Origin of the sequence: Tolypothrix sp. PCC 7601 (assembly GCF_025677855.1) — a bacterium.
Taxonomy (GTDB): domain Bacteria; phylum Cyanobacteriota; class Cyanobacteriia; order Cyanobacteriales; family Nostocaceae; genus Aulosira; species Aulosira diplosiphon.
Map to the genome: position 1 here is coordinate 8,594,991 of NZ_CP064879.1, position 18,388 is coordinate 8,613,378.

General features: G+C 39.1%; 8 protein-coding genes. 3 read left to right on the top strand and 5 right to left on the bottom strand.

Going from position 1 to position 18,388, the window contains the following annotated elements:
* Nucleotides 1–138: 138 nt before the first annotated feature.
* Nucleotides 139–4,362, bottom strand: coding sequence for a PAS domain S-box protein (locus HG267_RS34880; protein WP_045870148.1), 4,224 nt, complete (start codon nucleotides 4,360–4,362; stop codon nucleotides 139–141).
* A 192-nt stretch (nucleotides 4,363–4,554) separates the two neighbouring features.
* Here HG267_RS34880 and HG267_RS34885 point away from each other — a divergent pair, with 192 nt between their 5' ends.
* From HG267_RS34885 to HG267_RS34895, 3 genes are all read left to right on the top strand, one after another.
* Nucleotides 4,555–5,577 (top strand): aromatic ring-hydroxylating oxygenase subunit alpha, encoded by a 1,023-nt coding sequence (locus HG267_RS34885; protein WP_045870147.1) that lies wholly within the window; start codon nucleotides 4,555–4,557, stop codon nucleotides 5,575–5,577.
* A gap of 43 nt (nucleotides 5,578–5,620) precedes the next feature.
* Nucleotides 5,621–6,367 carry a sterol desaturase family protein gene (locus HG267_RS34890; RefSeq protein WP_194007851.1) on the top strand — a complete coding sequence of 249 codons (747 nt, stop codon included), beginning with the start codon at nucleotides 5,621–5,623 and terminating at the stop codon, nucleotides 6,365–6,367.
* Nucleotides 6,368–6,867: 500 nt separating this feature from the next.
* Complete coding sequence (locus HG267_RS34895; RefSeq protein ID WP_045867361.1) at nucleotides 6,868–7,482, top strand: acyltransferase; 615 nt, start codon at nucleotides 6,868–6,870, stop codon at nucleotides 7,480–7,482.
* 5 nt (nucleotides 7,483–7,487) lie between these two features.
* Here the strand turns inward: HG267_RS34895 and HG267_RS34900 are convergent, their stop codons facing one another.
* From HG267_RS34900 to HG267_RS34915, 4 genes are all read right to left on the bottom strand, one after another.
* A complete protein-coding gene (locus HG267_RS34900) occupies nucleotides 7,488–10,124 on the bottom strand; it encodes a CHAT domain-containing protein (protein ID WP_045867360.1) in 2,637 nt (878 codons plus the stop codon).
* A 190-nt stretch (nucleotides 10,125–10,314) separates the two neighbouring features.
* Nucleotides 10,315–12,492: a caspase family protein gene (locus HG267_RS34905; protein WP_045867359.1), complete on the bottom strand. Its 2,178-nt coding sequence runs from the start codon at nucleotides 12,490–12,492 to the stop codon at nucleotides 10,315–10,317.
* A 452-nt stretch (nucleotides 12,493–12,944) separates the two neighbouring features.
* Complete coding sequence (locus tag HG267_RS34910) at nucleotides 12,945–15,938, bottom strand: filamentous hemagglutinin N-terminal domain-containing protein (protein ID WP_052335017.1); 2,994 nt, start codon at nucleotides 15,936–15,938, stop codon at nucleotides 12,945–12,947.
* A 146-nt stretch (nucleotides 15,939–16,084) separates the two neighbouring features.
* Nucleotides 16,085–17,839, bottom strand: a complete 1,755-nt coding sequence (locus HG267_RS34915) for a ShlB/FhaC/HecB family hemolysin secretion/activation protein (RefSeq protein WP_045867358.1) — start codon at nucleotides 17,837–17,839, stop codon at nucleotides 16,085–16,087.
* Nucleotides 17,840–18,388 lie beyond the last annotated feature (549 nt).

Sequence of the window (18,388 nt, forward strand, 5' to 3'; positions counted from 1 at the left end):
GTGCCGTGCCCATTGATTGTGAAATATCACAAAATATTCAGTAATCTGGGCACGGCATCCATAAACTTTCGGTAAAACCGATATTTAATCGGTGCCGTGCCCCTACCTGTTGAATCGCGGAATCTTCTGATTTTATTTTTATTCAGTCAATTCTAAAATCTCATCAAAGCAGAAACTCCGGACTAAATTTGTTAATTTATTTGCCAATTCAGCATGAGTTTTGGGGATTTGCTGAATTAATTGCAAAATGCGATCGCCATCAACGGCAATGGCAGCTTGATGAAGTTCTGCTATCCATTCGCTAGGCATAAACTTGATAGCAGAATACAGATCCAAAATAGTAGATTCCACATTTTCTTGCTGATTATTTATATTATTTTCGTGACAATCTTCTGAGCAAATGTAGCGCACTTGCAAATATTCAGCTATCTTTTCAAAGATTATATGCTCACGGAATGGTTTGCGGACTAAGTCGTCACAACCTGCGGCTAAAATACTTGCTTGTTGTTCTTCAAAAGCACTAGCAGTTAAGGCAATAATTACTGTGCGGTGATTTGTATTTGTATTTTCTTCTCTGGCTCTAATTTCTTTTGTTGCGTCATAGCCGTTCATAACAGGCATTCGCATATCCATGAAAATTAAGTGGGGTTGCCAAGTTTCCCAAAGTGCGATCGCATCTTGTCCATTACTAGCTGCTGCAATTTCAAAACCCACACTACTAAGAAGCTGCACAATTAAGTTGCAGTTTTCTTGACGGTCATCAACTACCAGAATACGGTAAGTTGGTTGATTTGCATCTAGCTTGAGTACGCGTCCTTTATGCAACTGGGGTTTAACTGCTAATGGTTCAGCTAAAGTGACTTGAATGTCAAAGCTAAAAGTAGATCCCTGCCCCAGAGTACTACTCAGGCGAATATCGCCACCCATTAACCGGACAAATTGTCTGCTAATAGTCAGTCCTAATCCTGTACCTTCCTTCGTTTGAATACCGCTAGTTGTCTGCACAAACGGCTGAAAGAGGTTATGTATTTCTTCTGGTGCAATTCCCCGCCCAGTATCTTGTACTTCAAAAGTTAGGGGGAGTGGGGATAAGGGGGAATGGGGAATGGGGAATGGGGAATGGGTATTTTTTAATTCTCCCTCATCCCCCTCATCTCCCTCATCTCCCTCATCCCCCAATCTTGCGCGCAAGGTTACCCCTCCTCTTTGAGTAAACTTAACAGCGTTACCCAAAAGGTTAATTAGAACTTGGCGCAGTTTGCCTTCATCTGTTTGGATATAACGGGGAAGATTGGCGGCGATTTCAAATTTGAGGAATAATTGCTTGGCTTGTGTCCGTACTTGGAACATTTCTTGCAGTGTTTGCAGCAACAGATATAAATCAAAGTCTTCTGGGTGAAACACCATTTGTCCAGCTTCAATTTTGGACATTTCCAGTACGTCATTAATTAAATTAAGTAAGTGTTCTCCACTACGGTTGATAGTAGCTAAAGATTCCAGTTGCTTTGAGTTGAGACTAGTATCTCGCTCCATTAACTGCGAATAACCTAAGATGGCATTGAGAGGGGTACGCAGTTCATGACTCATGTTTGCCAAGAAAGCACTTTTGGCACGGTTTGCAGTTTCTGCTGCTTCTTTAGCAACTCTCAAAGCCTCTTCTGCTTGTTTACGTAAGCGAAGCTCCTCGTAGAGATCGCTAATATCGGTAAAGACAGAATCTAAACAGGATTCTTCGGCGTTGAGGCGTACTGATAATAATACCCAAACAATAGAACCATCAAGGCGGCGTAAGGCGATTTCAAAATTGCGAACTTCGCCGGAAGCTGCTAACTCAACTAATATCCGCGTGCGATCGCTGGGATTGACATACAATTCGGTTGTGAAATATCTGCCAATCAAATCACTAGCAGTGGCGAAACCTAAGATATCTGCACCGCGTTGATTTGCATCCACAATTAATCCATCTTGTTGACGGGTGCGGAAAATCCCGACTTGGGAATTTTCAAAGATATTACGGTATTTTAATTCACTGCGACGCAAGGCTTCTTCGGCTTCTTTGCGTTCTGTGATGTCACGCCCGACACCTGCGATCGCAATTTCACCATTGGGGGTGTGAATAGTGGAAGTGTTAAAACTAAACCAGCGCCAGCTATTGTTTTTGTGTCTTAATCGCACCTCAATACCTGTCTGCTTTTCTCCGGCTATGGCTTTTTGCATACCTACGGCGCTAATTGCTAAATCTCCCGGGTAGGTAAATTCGACTACAGAATGTCCCTCAATTTCTGGCAGGCTGTAACCCATAATGGGAGTCACATTCGGCGAATGGTAAGTAAAAATCCCCTCGGGAGAGATGGTAAAAATTAAGTCATTGGCATTCTCTACAATAGTGCGGAACTTTAACTCACTTGCTTGCAAAGCAGCTTGGATGCGTTTGCGTTCTGTAGCATCGGTTCCCACTGAGAGAATCTCAATTAAATTTCCTTGCTCATCTAATATTGGTTTATTTGCCCAAACAATCCAGACGCGATCGCCATTTTTGCACAAGTTCTCATTTTCGTTGAACAGATAATTTTCTGGGTGCTGGCAAATATCAACCATTAACCACTGTAAATCGCGCCCAGAGGTTTCAGTTTCCGGCACAATTGTACCGACAACATTGCGTCCTGTAATTTCGTTTAAATCAAAGCCAAACAGTTTTTGACCGTAGTCATTTAAATATATGACATTACCATTAGCATCCCAACGGAGAATAATACAGTTGGCTGTTTGCACCAAATCGCGATACTGAACTTCGCTTTGGCGTAAAGCTTTCTCAGTGCGTTTGCGGTCACTAATATCGCGTACAATTGCTAAGACGTGCCGCTTGCCATTGTAAATGCAAGTTGTGCCTTTAACTTCCACATTAATTAAGCTGCCATCTTTGCAAACATCAACGGCTTGTCCATAAAATTGTCCTCCAGCTTTTGTAGTTTCAATAAACTCATGAAACACCGCATGGGAGTCTGGGTGAATGTAGGTTGATGGATGCAGATTAATAAATTCTTCGTAAGTATAACCATGCATCTGGCAAGCCGCTGGGTTAACTTCAGCAATTGTTTCTGTCTCTATTTCTGTAATAAATAATCCATCATTAATCGCTTCAAACACACTCCGATATTGCAACTCGCTTTGTCGCAGTGCTACTTCCGCTTTATGGCGTTCGGTGACATCGCGGAAACTCCAAACTCTACCAATAATTTGCTCTTTGATTAGTTGGGGACAAGAGTATCTCTCAAATACTCTGCCATCACGCAATTCTAATAAATCGTATGTATCTAATTCTGGATGGGCATATAATTCTCGGACTCGCTGTAAAAATCCCTCTGGTTCTAGGAGTTGATTTGCTAAATAAGCGAGTCGAGTATGATGAGCTGGTTCTGTCAAAAGTTCTGGAGGAATTGACCACATTTCTAAGAACTTTTGATTATAACTAGTGATATCTCCTAAATGATTTACCGTTAAGATGCCATCTTGAATTGATTCTAAGATAGCGCTTAATAAAGATAGAGAATTTTCTAAAGCTGCCTGAGTTTGTTGGCGTTCACTCATATCACGCCCTAATACTACCAGTGCCTTACGTCTACCATTCTGATAAAATACAGGCACTTTAATCATATCTAAAATGCTGACTGTACCATCAGGACGCGAAACAATCTCTTCTACTCTATGCACACATCCCAATTGCCAAGCTTGCTCATCTGTTTGATAGCAATTGGTTAAAGTATCATAATAAAAATTACTAAACTGTGCTAATTCTGCGTCAGTTTTGCCTTGATAATTAACGTCTGGGAGTTCTAAAAAGTCTAGATTAGCTTGGTTAGAAAGTAACCATCTTCCTTCACCATCTTTTAAGCAAATAATATCGGGTGTAGCGTTAATTAATGTTTGTAATTGCTCCTCAATCGCTTGTAAAGATTCTTGCGTTTGTTGAGCCTTCGTAATATCTCGAATTACCAATACAGCAAATTTTTCATCAGGCAATACTGTACAGTTACCAGAGATTTCTAAAATTAAGGTACGGTCATTTTGTGTTAACTGATAAATTGTGGTGGTGTATTCTCCATTGAATATCTGCACATCTGGATATAATTGTGCTGCAACAGCTCGTCCTGCTTGCGCTAAAGGTAGTAAATCAGTTAACTGCAAACCGCAGACAGCACCATCAAATTGGTTAACCAAAGACTGAAACTGAGCATTGCACCATTGAATACATCGGTCTTCCCCTACCCAGACTACAGCATCAGCGATCGCATTTAGCGTTACTTCCATCTTGGTGAGGGTAGCTTGTAATTGCTGTACCTGCTCTAGCTGTTTAGCACTCATGAGCGATTCCTTATTACCCCTGGATAGATATCAGTTTATTACCCTTCGGGTTCAGCAGTCCCCTGCGACGGGCTACGCCTACGCGCGATTCTTTTCTAATAACAAATACAAGACCAATTTTTTTCTAATAGAATAGCTTGTATTTATTGCCTAAAGTAGCAAAATAGTCCTCAGCAATTCCCACTATCAACCATGCAATTTGCAGATTTTTGGTATATTGTCGCACTCACTGAGCAACTACCACCAAACAAGGTATTAGCAAGAACCGTTTTAGGCGAGTGGTTAGCGATATTTCGTGGCGAAGATGGACAACCTGTAGCGTTGCGCGATCGCTGTTTGCATCGCAGTAGTCGTCTCTCAACTGGTAAAGTCTGTAAAGGTGCTTTGCAATGTCCTTATCATGGTTGGGTATATGATGAAAATGGCAAGGTGATTGCAGTTCCGGCTGAGGGAGAGGATTTCACACCTTCGCAGCAGCGTCAAGCCAAGCGTTACGCTACTAAAGAACAGGATGGTTATATATATGTGCGGTTAGCGGAGACTCCCAGCGAAGAGTTTCAGCCATTTTCCATGCCATATTATGGAGAAGCTGGTTGGGAGACGGTGCGGGTAATTAATCGTTTTGCTAACAACGTGACTAATTGTGCAGAGAATTTTATTGATATTCCCCACACAGCTTTTGTACATCCTGGAGTATTCCGTACCTCTCGCCAACAAAAGTTAGAAATGACTGTGGAAAGGGAAAATGGTGCAGTTTTGGTAGAGTATCGCCATGAAACCAGTAATTTAGGCTGGTATAGCCGTTTTCTGAATCGAGATGCTGCAGAGATTCAACATTGCGATCGCTTTTATATGCCCAATATTACCTCTGTGGAATATCAAATGGGACGCGATCGCCATTTGTTTATTACCAGTCAATCTATCCCAGAAGGCGATCATTCAACCTTAGTTTATACAGATGTCACTTACAACTATGGCATCTGGAACAAATTAGCACGTCCTTTGGTGTGGTGGACGGCTCAACATATTATCCGCCAGGACATTGAAATTTTAGGGATTCAGGGAGAAGCGATCGCAAAATATGGTACACAATTTTCTAACACTCCTGCGGACACAATTCATGTATTTGTAGAGTCAATTAGAACAGCAATTTCTCGTGGAGAAGACCCGAGATTATTACCTAATCAATCGGTAAAGGTAAGATTTTGGGTTTGAGAATAATTCCTTATTAATTAGGCTGGAAATTTTATTATTCATTATGCATAACTTATCACAAATTCTCATTTTTGTTACATTTATTGTTTTGCTTGGATGGACAATTAATAATCAATTCGGGCGAACTCAACTCAAATCAAAAAGTCATGAGGATTGGCTTTTAGATACTGTCAGCTTAATGATTCAAGGAATTGTGATTCCTTTATTACAGGCTACTTTAGTTTATGGAATTTACCATTACTTATTCCCCCAATTCCAAGGGATTTTAGAAATAGCACCTATTTTAGCTTTTATTATTAGTTTTATTTTAGTTGATTATTTATATTATTGGAATCATCGATTATTACATAGTAACTTTTTATGGTCAGTCCATCAAGTACATCATACTGTGACACAGATGGATGTATTAGGTACTTCTCGTAATACGCTGTGGACAAGTTTGCTAATTATTTATTTATGGATACACACTTTATTTTTGTATCTTCTATCCGATCCCACGGCTTATTTACTAGGGGTTAGTCTAACTTCTGCCTTAGATTTATGGCGACATAGCCGCTTGATAATTGATGAAAATAGCTGGCTCTATCGATTTGTATTTCCTTGGTTAATTTTACCCCAGGATCATGCATGGCATCATTGCAGCGAAGTGTTTAATTGCAATTATGGGGCTAATTTGAAATTGTGGGACAAGTTCCATAAAACTTATTATGAAAGCAAAGATTTACCATCAGCGCTCGGAATTTTTACTTCTTTATCATTAAGCCAAAAACTTTTATGGCCATTTTCATAATCCAGCAGATGACAAGTTAGAGAGGTACAGAGAATTGCCAGGGCAAAGCAATGCCCATACGTGTCAACTTAAGCTAAAAGCGATATAGGGCGGGCGTTGTACAAATACCTCGCGCCCTCATCCCCTAACCCCTTCTCCCCCAGGAGAAGGAGAACTAAATCTCTTGCTCCCTTCTCCCTGTGGGAGAGGGGCACAGGGTGAGGGCGAAACCTTGCACAAGAGAGGGTTTCACGTTAAGTTGACACCACTGAGCAATGCCTTGCCCCTACAAGGTTACTTCATTTATCTGCAATTGCTGTCTTTACAACCAAGGTATGAAAATACAGCAGATTCGATGTTTATGAGCTACAGCAACTAATTGAAAAAAGTAATGAGTAATAAGTAAATTTCCTACTCATTACTCATTACTCATTACTCATTACTCATAATGTACCTCACTTACTTCAAACGTGCTGTAACTCTTTCAATGCCCTATGCCCTATGCCCTATGCCCTATTTTTATGACATTTTTAAGTAAAATTCTCTTATTTTTTCCTACCCTGATATTAATACTAACTGGGGCTGCTATCGTCTACCTTGCCTATTCACCCAGCATCTTCAGCATTTTGGCAGTGTTATTTACTCTTTATGGATTACCTGTGCTAATTTACCGCTTACATCAATGGGTATATCCTGTGCAGGAGGGTATTAGTTATTTACGCGGTAACTCATATAGTCCTTGGTGGGGTAGTCATCAAATTCAGGTAATTTATATTGCAATTCCTGTATTGGAAGCAATATTGCGATTGATTCCAGGCGCATTTTCGTTTTGGTTACGATTATGGGGCGCTAAAGTAGGGCGAGATGTTTACTGGACACCAGGATTAGAAATTGCCGATCGCGGTTTAATTGAAATAGGCGATCGCGTAATTATGGGACATCGTATCACTATCTCTTCCCATATCATCAAACCCCGCAAACAAGACTTAATGTTGTATGTCAAGAAAGTCAAAATTGGTAACGATGTATTTGTGGGTGCTGGATGCGTTCTTGTTCCTGGTGTAGCCATTAGCGATGGTACATTTGTTCCGGCTGGGACAAACATTTATCCTAATCAGCAGGTGGATAATTTGTAATTAATTTACCTTGCTTCTCCAATTAAAGTAAACGCCGCCCAATTTTTGGGAGTGTCAGGATACTCTTTGATCAGCTTGAGCATAGCATTTCGCAAAGATTGGGCTTTATGATTATTTTGCTGTAGCTGGCTATAAAATTCGGTCATTAACTCGGCTGTAGCTTGATCGGGAACAGACCACAAAGAGACTAACACACTTTCAGTTCCCGCAGAAATAAATGAACGAGATAGACCAATCACACCATCACCAGAAATTCTACCTTGTCCAGTACTGCAAGCACTGAGAACAACTAATTCTGCATTCAGTGGGAGATTGATAATTTCATCGGCTGTCAATAAACCGTTATCTTGTTGTGAATCTGGAGCCAGCGCGATCGCACCTGGTATTCCCAAATCTTGCCCATAACTGGTACCATTTTGTCCACCGTATTCTAGTAAGCCGTGGGTAGCTAAATGTATCAGTCTAGCCTTGGGTAATTCTTGCAGAATGTTTCTTTCGGTGGCTTGTTCACCAACCATTGCAGTTGTTTGTAACAAGTTAGCGATCGCCTGTGCTTCCTTCTCGGCATTTGGGAGCGATTTTAACTGAATTTTAGATAATTTCGGCATGGGTGAGGGATTACCGACAATCAAAGCTGATGATTGCAAGTCTCTGATAGAAGTATTTTCTCCTCTATTTTTATTTCTTCTTTCTCTCAAACTTCTGGTTAAATCTAGTACATGAATTGAAGGTGCAGTTAAAATAGTATGTTGTTCAATCAAATATTTTCCATTTTTAGCTTGCAATGCTGGAAAGGGAACTAAAAATAAAGACTCTTGAGGGATAAAAACAACATTTGCGGTGGGGTTTGATGGTAATAAATCTGCAATAGGTGAAATTAAAATTTTATGCAGTTGTTGTAACTGCTCCTTTTGACTGGTTTGATTGAAAATTACCTCTGTAGAAAAAATACCACGACCATCGTCAATCCCCATAAATTGGCGACTATTTTTAACTAAGTTGGCTAATGACTTATATTCTGTTTGCCACAAAAATTTTAAATCTTGGCGACGAAAATTAACTTTACCATTTGGTTGCACTACCCAAATAAATAATTCTTGTTCTCTAGCTCTTTGTTTACCACGAAATTTAAAATCATCATCAGGAATGATAGTATACTCTACAATTGTGGCATTTTGTTGACTGGCAATTTGGCGAATTTTTTCTATATTAGGCGAAGTAGCTGCTGATGAACTATAAGCCTCTGATTTTACAGGTGAATGAGGTTTAACAGCATTGACATTTAATTTTCTAGTAAGTAATTCCGCAAAAGCGCGGGCGCGTCCTTGTTCGGAAACTTCTAAAGCTGCTTCTGGTTTTTTAGCAGTAATTAAAATTTGTTGTAACAGATTATAAGTAAAGACTTGGGTATCAAAAATCGAAACTTTATAGATATCACTCAGTCCCAAACGGAGACTATCAAGGAGTTTAATTGCCGAACGCAATTGTAATTCAGCATCATTTAATTTACTAGCACTAAAAAAGGCATGTCCCAAATTATTAAAAATCATACCTTGGGCTGCTATATCACCAATCTGCTGGAAAATTGCTAAACTTTGTTGTTGATGTTGAATTGCCTGGGAATACTGTTGTAAATCTTCGTGAATTAATCCCAAACCACCTAAAGATTCGGCTTCAAGTTGATGATTTTTGGCAGTTTTAGCTATTTCTAAAGCCTGCTGATAATAGCTGAGGGCTTTGGTGCGATCGCCTAAGGAATAATAATTAGAACCTAAGTTAATTAAAGTGCTAGCTTTACCCGTAGCATCATTAATTGCTTCACTAATTTTGAGGCTTTGTTGATGACAAGCAATTGCCTGATCGTACTTTTGTTGATCAGCCGCCGCCGCACCTAAATTTCCTAAAGCAATAGATTCCACCGTGCTATCTTTAATTTCTTGGACAATCTTTAAACTTTCTTGAAAAGTTTTAAATGCCAGATCATAATCGCCCAAAGATTTGTAAGCATTCCCCAGATTAATTAATAACTTCGCTGCGATTTTGCGGTCTTTTAATATCTGCGATATTTGCAAAGCTTTTTGATTTAATTCAATGGCATTATTATATTGACCTAATACTCTGTAAGCCTTGGCTAAATTACCGAGAATAATTGCTGCTTCTAAATTTGGCTGGGATGGGGGAATATTTTTTAAACCCTGTTGATAAAATTCCACTGCTTTAGCATAGTTTTCCTGGCTGAGATAGATGTCTCCTAGAGTTACTATCGCCGCTTGTTCACCTTGGCGATCGCGCAACTTTTGCGTCAGATTCAAGTATTGTTGTAAATGGGCGATCGCTTGCGGATAATCAGCCAGTTCTATGTAAACCGCACTCAGATTTTTTAGGGTCGTGGCTTCACCTACACTGTCTTTCAGGCTACGATAAGCTGTTAGTGCTTGCTGCCAAAACCCAATAGCAGATTGTAATTGCTTGGCTTGATACTGTTCTACACCTTGTTTAAAAATGCGATCGGCTTCCTGGGGAGTAACAGTTTGGGCTATTGGTGTAGCAGAAACAGTTGTCAAATTTGTTTCCCCAGGTAAAAAGCCTGTTAGCAAAGTGATAAAAATTACTAGTTTGATTAATTTATATCTCTTTGGCATTTCTGTTTTCCTTGCTGCTATTATCTCTATTTTCTATGCAACTGAAACCCAAAATTATGAATAAAAACAGTATTTTTGTGGCTTAGGTATTTTTCTTTCTACTGTTCAAAAGTCTAACTTGTTGAAATTCATTATCTTATGAAATGATTTGGGAAAAATTCGGCGTTTTTAAAATATTGAGTTGATATCTTTAAACCACTTCAAAAGCAATTGATAAAGTTGCCATATCCGCTACTCGAATTTCTTTTTCTGTACTGGCACTACCTGAGCGATCGCTACTTAAATCATCTAGTAAATCCCCCATGACTTCTACTGGTTCTCTTAACTCTACTGGGCCGGAACTACGATTTAATTCTGCGGCTAAAGCTACTAATGTTTTGACAGCTTTTTTCAGGGGAGAACGACTGACAATTATTAGCGCTTCTCCTGTACCTTTATCGATAGCTTTCAGCTTCAGTTGTCTTGGATCGCCGATGGTGCGAGTTGTTTTTGGTGCTAACAGTGTAGATTCTTCGGTTGCAGGCCATTGATAGGGGAAAACCACTACTAACCCACCTGTAGAATCTATCAGCAAACTTGTTAAATAAACTGGAGTAGATTCGTTGTTGGTAACTTGCAACTGAAATAGTTTAGCTACTGGTAATCTCTGTGAACTAACTGATTGTGATGCACTGGGATTATTTTTGCTTCTAATTGTCGATGTTTTATAAATAGGTTGCTGGGGTTGTTCCACTAAACTCATTGCTACTTCTACATCCAGCTTTGAAGTTGTAGAATTTAAAGTTTTTTTGATGATTGCAACTGCCAAAAAAGATTTAATAATTGGTTGTAACCGCGAAACTGCTGCTGGTGCTGTTTCTCCTAGTTTGCCAAAAGATTGGGGGATAATTTCTAAGCCTTTAGTAAATAAACCAATACTACCCACTGTTGGCAGATTCGATATATTTTGTTGTTGTAATTGTTGCCGATAATTAGCAGTCAATCGACTCAAGATATATTGCACATCTGAGGGATATGGTACGTTTCCCGATTTGGCTGCGACGGCTTGAATACGGTTGATTTGGGAAAGCGCTTGTGTCGCCGCATTCGTTTCTTCGGCGAGGGAGGGATCAATACCGATGATTAATTGCAAATTAGCTGGAACTACACGACTGGATTCTTGTAGCAGCATTCCGGGTTGCAGAGATGCAACTTTTCCCCCTGGTTGCAACTTCACGGTAGCAGCTAAACCCTGACGGGATTCTAATTGCACTTGTGCAGATGCTTGCCCTTTTTGATCCACTATGGTGAAAGCAGCGCCTTTGTCAAAGCTGGCTAGGCTTTCTGAGTCTACTCCTCCTAACCAGATGGTAGCCTGTTTACCTTCTACTTTCGTAATTACAGCATCAGCAGGTGGTAACTTGTGGTTGATAAAATACACAGGCTGGTTTTGATTCCCATCTGCTAAAGGCTTTTGGGGAGTTCTGAACATCTTTAAACCAGAAGTTAATTGTGCGATCGCCCTACCCACATCACTCGTTTGTTGCCATAAATATTGAGTTAATAAGTAAGTAAATGCACCTGCATAAAAATCATCGAATGTAGCATCTGCTGCTGCTTGTTTTCGTTGAGCGCTAGCAAGCACTACACCTTTACGCAATGCTGCACAGCGCTGTTGAGCAAATTCCTGTGCAGAAATTTGTAATTTTTCTAACCAATGTTGTTGATAAGCGATTTCTTCATTACTGGGTAGTAAATCATCACCTGGTACAGAACGGATTCTAAAATTACCACGAGTACCACCGCCAGAGTGACAACTATCTAAAACAAAGGAAACATTATCTGTTTGTAATGCAGACATCAGCAAAAATAGCGTCCGTCCCATAATATCTGGGACTAATTTATTTTGTCCATCTTCAGCCGGAACAAGAGTACTGTTTAAATCGCTATTAAATTGCTGATTGGGGCATAATTTTACCGGGGTGGGGTCAATCAATTGAGAACCATGACCAGAAAAATGGAAAATTACTACATCTCCTGGTTTAGCTTGCTTAATTAAATGTTCTTCAAAGGCTGTTAATATATTGCTGCGTGTAGGTTGCTGATCAGATGAGTCACTCGTTAACCGCAGAATATCATTTTTACTAAAACCAAACCTGTGAATTAATAATTCCTGTTGTAAGTTTACATCAGTCACACATCCTTGTAAGTCACTAAATCTTTGACTAGCGGGATACTGATTAATACCTATCAACAAAGCTAATTTACGGGGTGTACTTTGTGCCAAAACTTGAGCGTAACGATTTGCTTGACTAATAATATCGAATTGGCTCAAACCTACTGTAGTTAGCGCTGTTCCTGCAAATTGGATAAATTTACGGCGTTGCATGAAGATTTAGGTAATTGATGGAGGAATTGACAAAAATATAGGAATCCGCTTTGATTCGGAGAAATTATTTGCGTAGGGAGGGAAGAGGGAACAGGAAACGGTTAACAGGGAAGAAGAAATAAAAGTGTACTTAGTTTTTTTCAAAAATCAAATATGAGTCCTATATCAGCAAATTTCAGCTAAAAATCTAAATTTCCACCCGATGATTGTGATTATACATTTATTCCTAGGACTTACGCAAAAGTCACGGAATTACGTCATTACGAGCGTAGCGACGTAATCCCCTAAAACTATGGGATTGCTTCCCTACACTACGTTCCGGTCGCAATGACAAATTTTGCTTGGGTAAGTCCTGATTCCTTAAGGTTGATGCATAAATATGCACAATTCATCGTGAGGGCTGTTGACAGTTGACAGCCCTGATTAATACCAGCGTTAAGTTTTCAATCTCCTTAGAAATCTATGTCTTGGCTACGATTAATTTCTAATTGAGATACAGAATTGAAATTAATCGGAATAGTTTCTATGCGATTATCTTGAATAATTTGCAGAATATTTATTTGGGTGGCGCTTTCACAAGTATTGGCGTTACCTGATTTTGAAGTATCTCTGGTTATTACACCTGCTTGTTTGAGTCTTTGCTGTAAAGTCAGGCTTTGATTTGTAGGTTCACAAGTATCTTTTTGAGAGTTTTGATTAATCAACTGGTTTTGTAGGTTGACGGGTTTAGTACGAGGCGCAGTAACTACGCTAATCCCCTTACTAGAACCAAGCTGTGTATCTTGATAGACACCTTTAAGTTGTTCGTTTTGTCCTTCTTGAAGGATAATTAATCCGCTAGTATAACTAGCATTTGTAGAAGGATTAGGTTTATTCGGGTTATCCTGAAAATCTCTAACACCTATAGGCTGATCTAAAACAGGGTTTTCGTTTTCATCAACAAAAATTGATTCTCTTTCGTCTCTTATTCCAGGTAAAGGAACTAAATCACCATTTTTATTTCTGAAGACAAACTTTGAATCTGATATTTTTATGGGATTACCCCTAAAGAAAACTTGTTTAGCATCAGGCTTAAAATAAATCTTTTCTGAAGTATCTTTTTCACCTATTCTGTAAATTGGGTTTCCTAACTGATCCTTTTCGATATTAATGCCTTGCTCAAACTTTTCACCTCCGTGTTTAATATTTATGTAACGTGAAGCTAAAACGCTAACTGGAAGCTGTGGCCCATTAAATTGGGAATCGATTCTTTCAATGACTTTAGCTTGAAAAATTCCACCAGCACTAATATCTATACTTCCTGACCTGATTTTAATTGTATCTAATATAATATTCCCTGTTCGAGAATTTAAAAATCCTATACTTGATGAGGTGTTATATTGGTTCCGATTAAATTGAGGATTCTCAATCTTTTTGGCAATAATGTCTCCTTCGCTCACAAGCATAGTATTCCCAGCTATAATATTTCCGACGGTAATACTACCTTGGGATGAATTTAATATAACTGGGCTACCTGTATTAATAAATTTACCTGAGTTTTGAGCTAAAATATCACCATTTACATTAATATTACCTTTAGCAGCAAGAATTACAGGCCCCAAATTATTATCTGGTGATGTAATATTAATATTACCATTCACAGTAATGCTTCCTGGTGATGTGGCTGCTGTTTCTGGTGAATAATTTGGGGTATTATGCAATTTATCTAAGCCAGCTCTTAATATTAATGATGAGCTGCTAGCTAAAACCAAAATATCTGGATCTGTCCCCTGTAAAGAACTATTTTTATCATTAATTGTAATGTGATCAGCAAAGATACTGCCTCTGGCTTCTACTTTGAGAGCAGGGCCTGTGTAATTTCCAAGATAAACATCACCATTAGAGCTAATTATGGGATAAGAAGGTGTGCCGTCTGAAGTGCCAAAAGTTAAATTTCCTGTGCCACCAGACAAGTTAAGAACCGAGAAATCTCCCCCAGTAGCAAAACGGGCATCACCAATAATATCGCCATTACTAATTAGGCTTAACTTGTTACCCGTTTGTATAATAGAGTCGGGTCTGCTCCTAAATTTTATATCAATTCCTTGGTTACCCTGAATTGTTAAGTTACCTCCAACTTGTACAACTTTTGCTATCACTTGTTCTGACTCCTCATTTGGATCATCCACAGAATCTGTCAGTTGTACTTTGTTTTGAGCAAATAACTTTAAGTCACCAGATGTAGTTAATTCGTTGAAAACTCTGGGTTCAAGATTATCACCTGGATCAACTGATGAACTAGGTTGAAAAATAAAATTATTATCTGCTGATAGCGTGGCATTTTTTGCATATAAAGAAGTTACTAATACATCTCCGTTTTGAATTTGTGTATTAGAGTTAAATGGTTTAACTTCATTATTATTTACATTAATTCTTAAAGGCTCAATTGCTACATTGCCATTACCTACAGGTGCATTAGAATTTACATATCTTAAAACACCATCACTATCTACTTTCAAATCTCTAGGATTGATTCTAGTTTCTCCTACTTGTATAGATTCAGAATCCTTGAGTTTCACATTCCCATTTTGATCAACAACGACAGTAGTCGCTAACTTTAACCCTCCTCCTGTGAGTAAAGCGGGTAATGATAATGGTGTAGGCCAAGAATTAATTGCTGCTTTTGTATCTACAGGTAACCCCAAACTCAACAAGCTTCCTTCTGGGGTAATGGTAACTAATTTTTCTCCCTGTACAGCAGTAATATTTACTTGTCCACCTGCTGCTTCTACTCTTCCTGTACTAATTACCGTTCCGCCTAATAAAGTTAAGTTTTGCCCGGAAGCAACAATTAAATTACCATTGTTAATAATTCCTCCTCCTGATTGCTTGAAAGCAAAAGCATCAGGATTGCCTGTTAAATTACTATAATTATTTGTACCAACTGCATTCAACCATTGATTATTTAACCTAATACCATTGGCTGTGGTAGCTGTAAATGCTGCGGGAACATTCAAGCTAGCTTTAGAACCAAAAATAATCCCAGCAGGATTCATTAAAAATAGGTTGGAGTTACCACCTGTAACTTGAATTAAGCCGTTAATCACTGAAGCTTCACCACCAGTAACGCGACCGAAAATATTTTGAATAGAAGAGTCGGACTTAAAGTTAGCAATTTGACCTTGATCGAGTCCGAATTTATCAAAGCTGTGGAAGAGATTTGAACCTGTTTTGGTGCCACCTTCAATATTAATAGTATTATCTATTTGATTGAGGACTGTATTCGTATCATTGGAGTTTGATGTAATTTGAGCTATGGCTTTATTTATTAGTCCATCTACAAAAAAAGAAATACAGAGGAAACTGAGAAATAGAGAATATTTGTAATTTTTCACAGCCCATAGAGTTGTGATTTGGTTGAATTGGTGCTGTTTTTTAGTTGATTTTCCCAAGATAATTTGTGACATATTAGGACTCCTAATTTGATTGTGGCGAAGTTAGGTAAATGTATAGTTTTCTAGGAGAAGCCAAACCAACACATCAGCATTTTGTAGAGAGAATGACGTTGGTTTAGCTGTGCTTTGCTGACTCCAGGAATTTCACAAAAGTGAGGTTAAAAACTGTAGTTGACACTAAAGCTAAAACCTTGGTCTTGCATATCCTGAGTGCGATCGCTTAAATCTATGAAGGGAACTGCATAATCTAGGCGCATCAGTAGGCGGGGTAGGGGTTCCCACAGTATCCCTAAGCCAGCAGATGCTAAAAAGGTTTGCTTTGGTAGTTGACTGGGATTGTTGACAGTGTTCCAGACAGCACCCATATCGACAAATGGTGCAAGTTGCAGGTTTGGTAATCCGGCGCGATCGCGTAAAATTGCTATCCTGTCTTCTAGGGATATCCGAAAACCATTGTCTCCTGTACGGGCATTTTGGCGATAACCACGCAGAGATTGTCCACCACCAAGGGAAAACTGTTGTGCAGATAGCAAGGTGTCTGGTGTCAGTTGGATATCGGCTTGGGCTATGAGTAAGTTGTCTCTCCCCAGGCGTTGTACTCTCTGTATTTGTCCTAACCAGCTAAAGAAACTACCATCGGGGATACCATCAGAGTTAATCGTGGCATCGAAGATATCTAAACCAAAACTAAATTGCGATCGCAATGCCCATGCACCTTGCATATCGCGTTTAATATAATCTTGCCCAAACTTTAAAACTCTGGTTCTGGTCTTACCTTCGCTATCTGAACCAATACCTACAGGCCTCCGGATGCCATCAAATATATAGGTATTGCGCCCATTCTGCAATGTTAAACCTAAAGATAAGGCAAATTCTTCACGGGGAGTTCTCACCAAGGGTTGACGATAGCTGATTTCATACAACTGGTTATCGCCTGTAATATTTAACTCTGAAAATGGCGGTTGCGTCACTTTGCTATCACTGGGAGAATAGCGTAGTTGCAATATGCCATTCATGGCATTGACTGGTAATCGATAGCTAAAGTCAAAGGAGTTAGAACCACCAGTGATCGAACGATAATAGGAAGCGCTAAATTCATCACCTAAACCGCTAAGGTTGCGATCGCTAATGACACCTCCAAAACGTGGGGTACCTACAGCCGCAGATGAGTAGTTATCTACTCCAATATTCCCACTAATGGTATTGGCTTCTTTAACTCGCACTGTGAGAATACTTTGACCGATATTAGTTCCTGGTGTAAGAAGAGCTTCTACACTGGTAAATAGAGAATCTTGTTGGAGTAGCTGTAATTGCTCCTCTATCTTATCGGCTCTCAAGGGCTTACCAACTGCTAAGTTCACACGACTACGTACATAGCCTGGATTCAACCTTTGAGTTCCCTTGATTTCGATTTTTTCTAAAGAACCTTCAATTACTTGGATTTTGACAATCCCATCAGTAATTGTTTGTTCTGTGATAATTGCTCTAGAGGTTAAATAACCTCGATTTAAATAAAGCTGAGTAATACTATCTGCAACGGTTTGGAGTTCTTTGAGAGTGATGGAACGCCCTTCAAAGGGTTGGGTAATTGTGGTAATTTGCTCTTGAGTGAGGATAGTACTACCGACAACAGCAATTTTAGTGATGGGTATGGTGATATTTGGCTGTTCTGGTGTGGGTGTGGGTGGTGGTACTGGAAGAGTTGGTTGTTCTTGTTTGGGTGGAAGGGGTTGAAGTGTGGGTAAAGGTTGGGGAAACCTTTCAAGATTGGGATTTGGTTTGGTGTCTATGGGGATGGGAGAAGTTTGAGCGATCGCAGGTGACATTAGCAGCCAGAAGGCAAATAAAAGATGTTTGGCGATCGCATAATTGCCCATGCTAATTATCTTTGTTGTTAGCAATTTTAAGTTCATCGATGTCTTTGAGCTTTTTGTGGTGTTGTCTGCGTTCTCAAATATTCAGTCAGCAATTTTGCTCATAGCAGTTACTTGCATCGCTTTTTTTGTGACGACATTACCTGGGCGATCGCACTAATTACATTGCTGGTTTGTTGGCAGAGATATTGAATTGATTTAGTGACGGCTATTCCCACAAATTGGAAAAATTACAGCGTTGTCTGGAGGTTTAAGTCATCTATATGCACTAATTAACTCAAATCCAGGCAACTACAAATTAAAAAGCTGATTTTTCCTCATTTACTGTGATTATACATTTATTTATAAACGCTGAAGCAAAATAATTTTATATTTTTTATTTAAATAATATATAGATTGTTCAGGTTTATCTTATTCTCTCTATGTAGCTAGGTTTGCAGAGATTATGAGTCAACAAAATGGGTCACAATCTCAAGATATGTGGTTAAAAAATTAAGGTCAAACAACTTGCATTAAAGAGAACTTTTATTTCAGTCAGAGAATCAGATATTAAAAGTTTGATACGTTGGCTTCAGTAATAGAATTGGT

Bases quoted from the DNA above. Each gene is read 5' to 3' on its own strand.
- HG267_RS34890 (WP_194007851.1), top strand. From the start codon at position 5,621: ATGCATAACTTATCACAAATTCTCATTTTTGTTACATTTATTGTTTTG.
- HG267_RS34900 (WP_045867360.1), bottom strand. From the start codon at position 10,124: ATGCCAAAGAGATATAAATTAATCAAACTAGTAATTTTTATCACTTTG.
- HG267_RS34915 (WP_045867358.1), bottom strand. From the start codon at position 17,839: ATGAACTTAAAATTGCTAACAACAAAGATAATTAGCATGGGCAATTAT.
- HG267_RS34895 (WP_045867361.1), top strand. From the start codon at position 6,868: ATGACATTTTTAAGTAAAATTCTCTTATTTTTTCCTACCCTGATATTA.
- HG267_RS34885 (WP_045870147.1), top strand. From the start codon at position 4,555: ATGCAATTTGCAGATTTTTGGTATATTGTCGCACTCACTGAGCAACTA.
- HG267_RS34880 (WP_045870148.1), bottom strand. From the start codon at position 4,362: ATGAGTGCTAAACAGCTAGAGCAGGTACAGCAATTACAAGCTACCCTC.
- HG267_RS34905 (WP_045867359.1), bottom strand. From the start codon at position 12,492: ATGCAACGCCGTAAATTTATCCAATTTGCAGGAACAGCGCTAACTACA.
- HG267_RS34910 (WP_052335017.1), bottom strand. From the start codon at position 15,938: ATGTCACAAATTATCTTGGGAAAATCAACTAAAAAACAGCACCAATTC.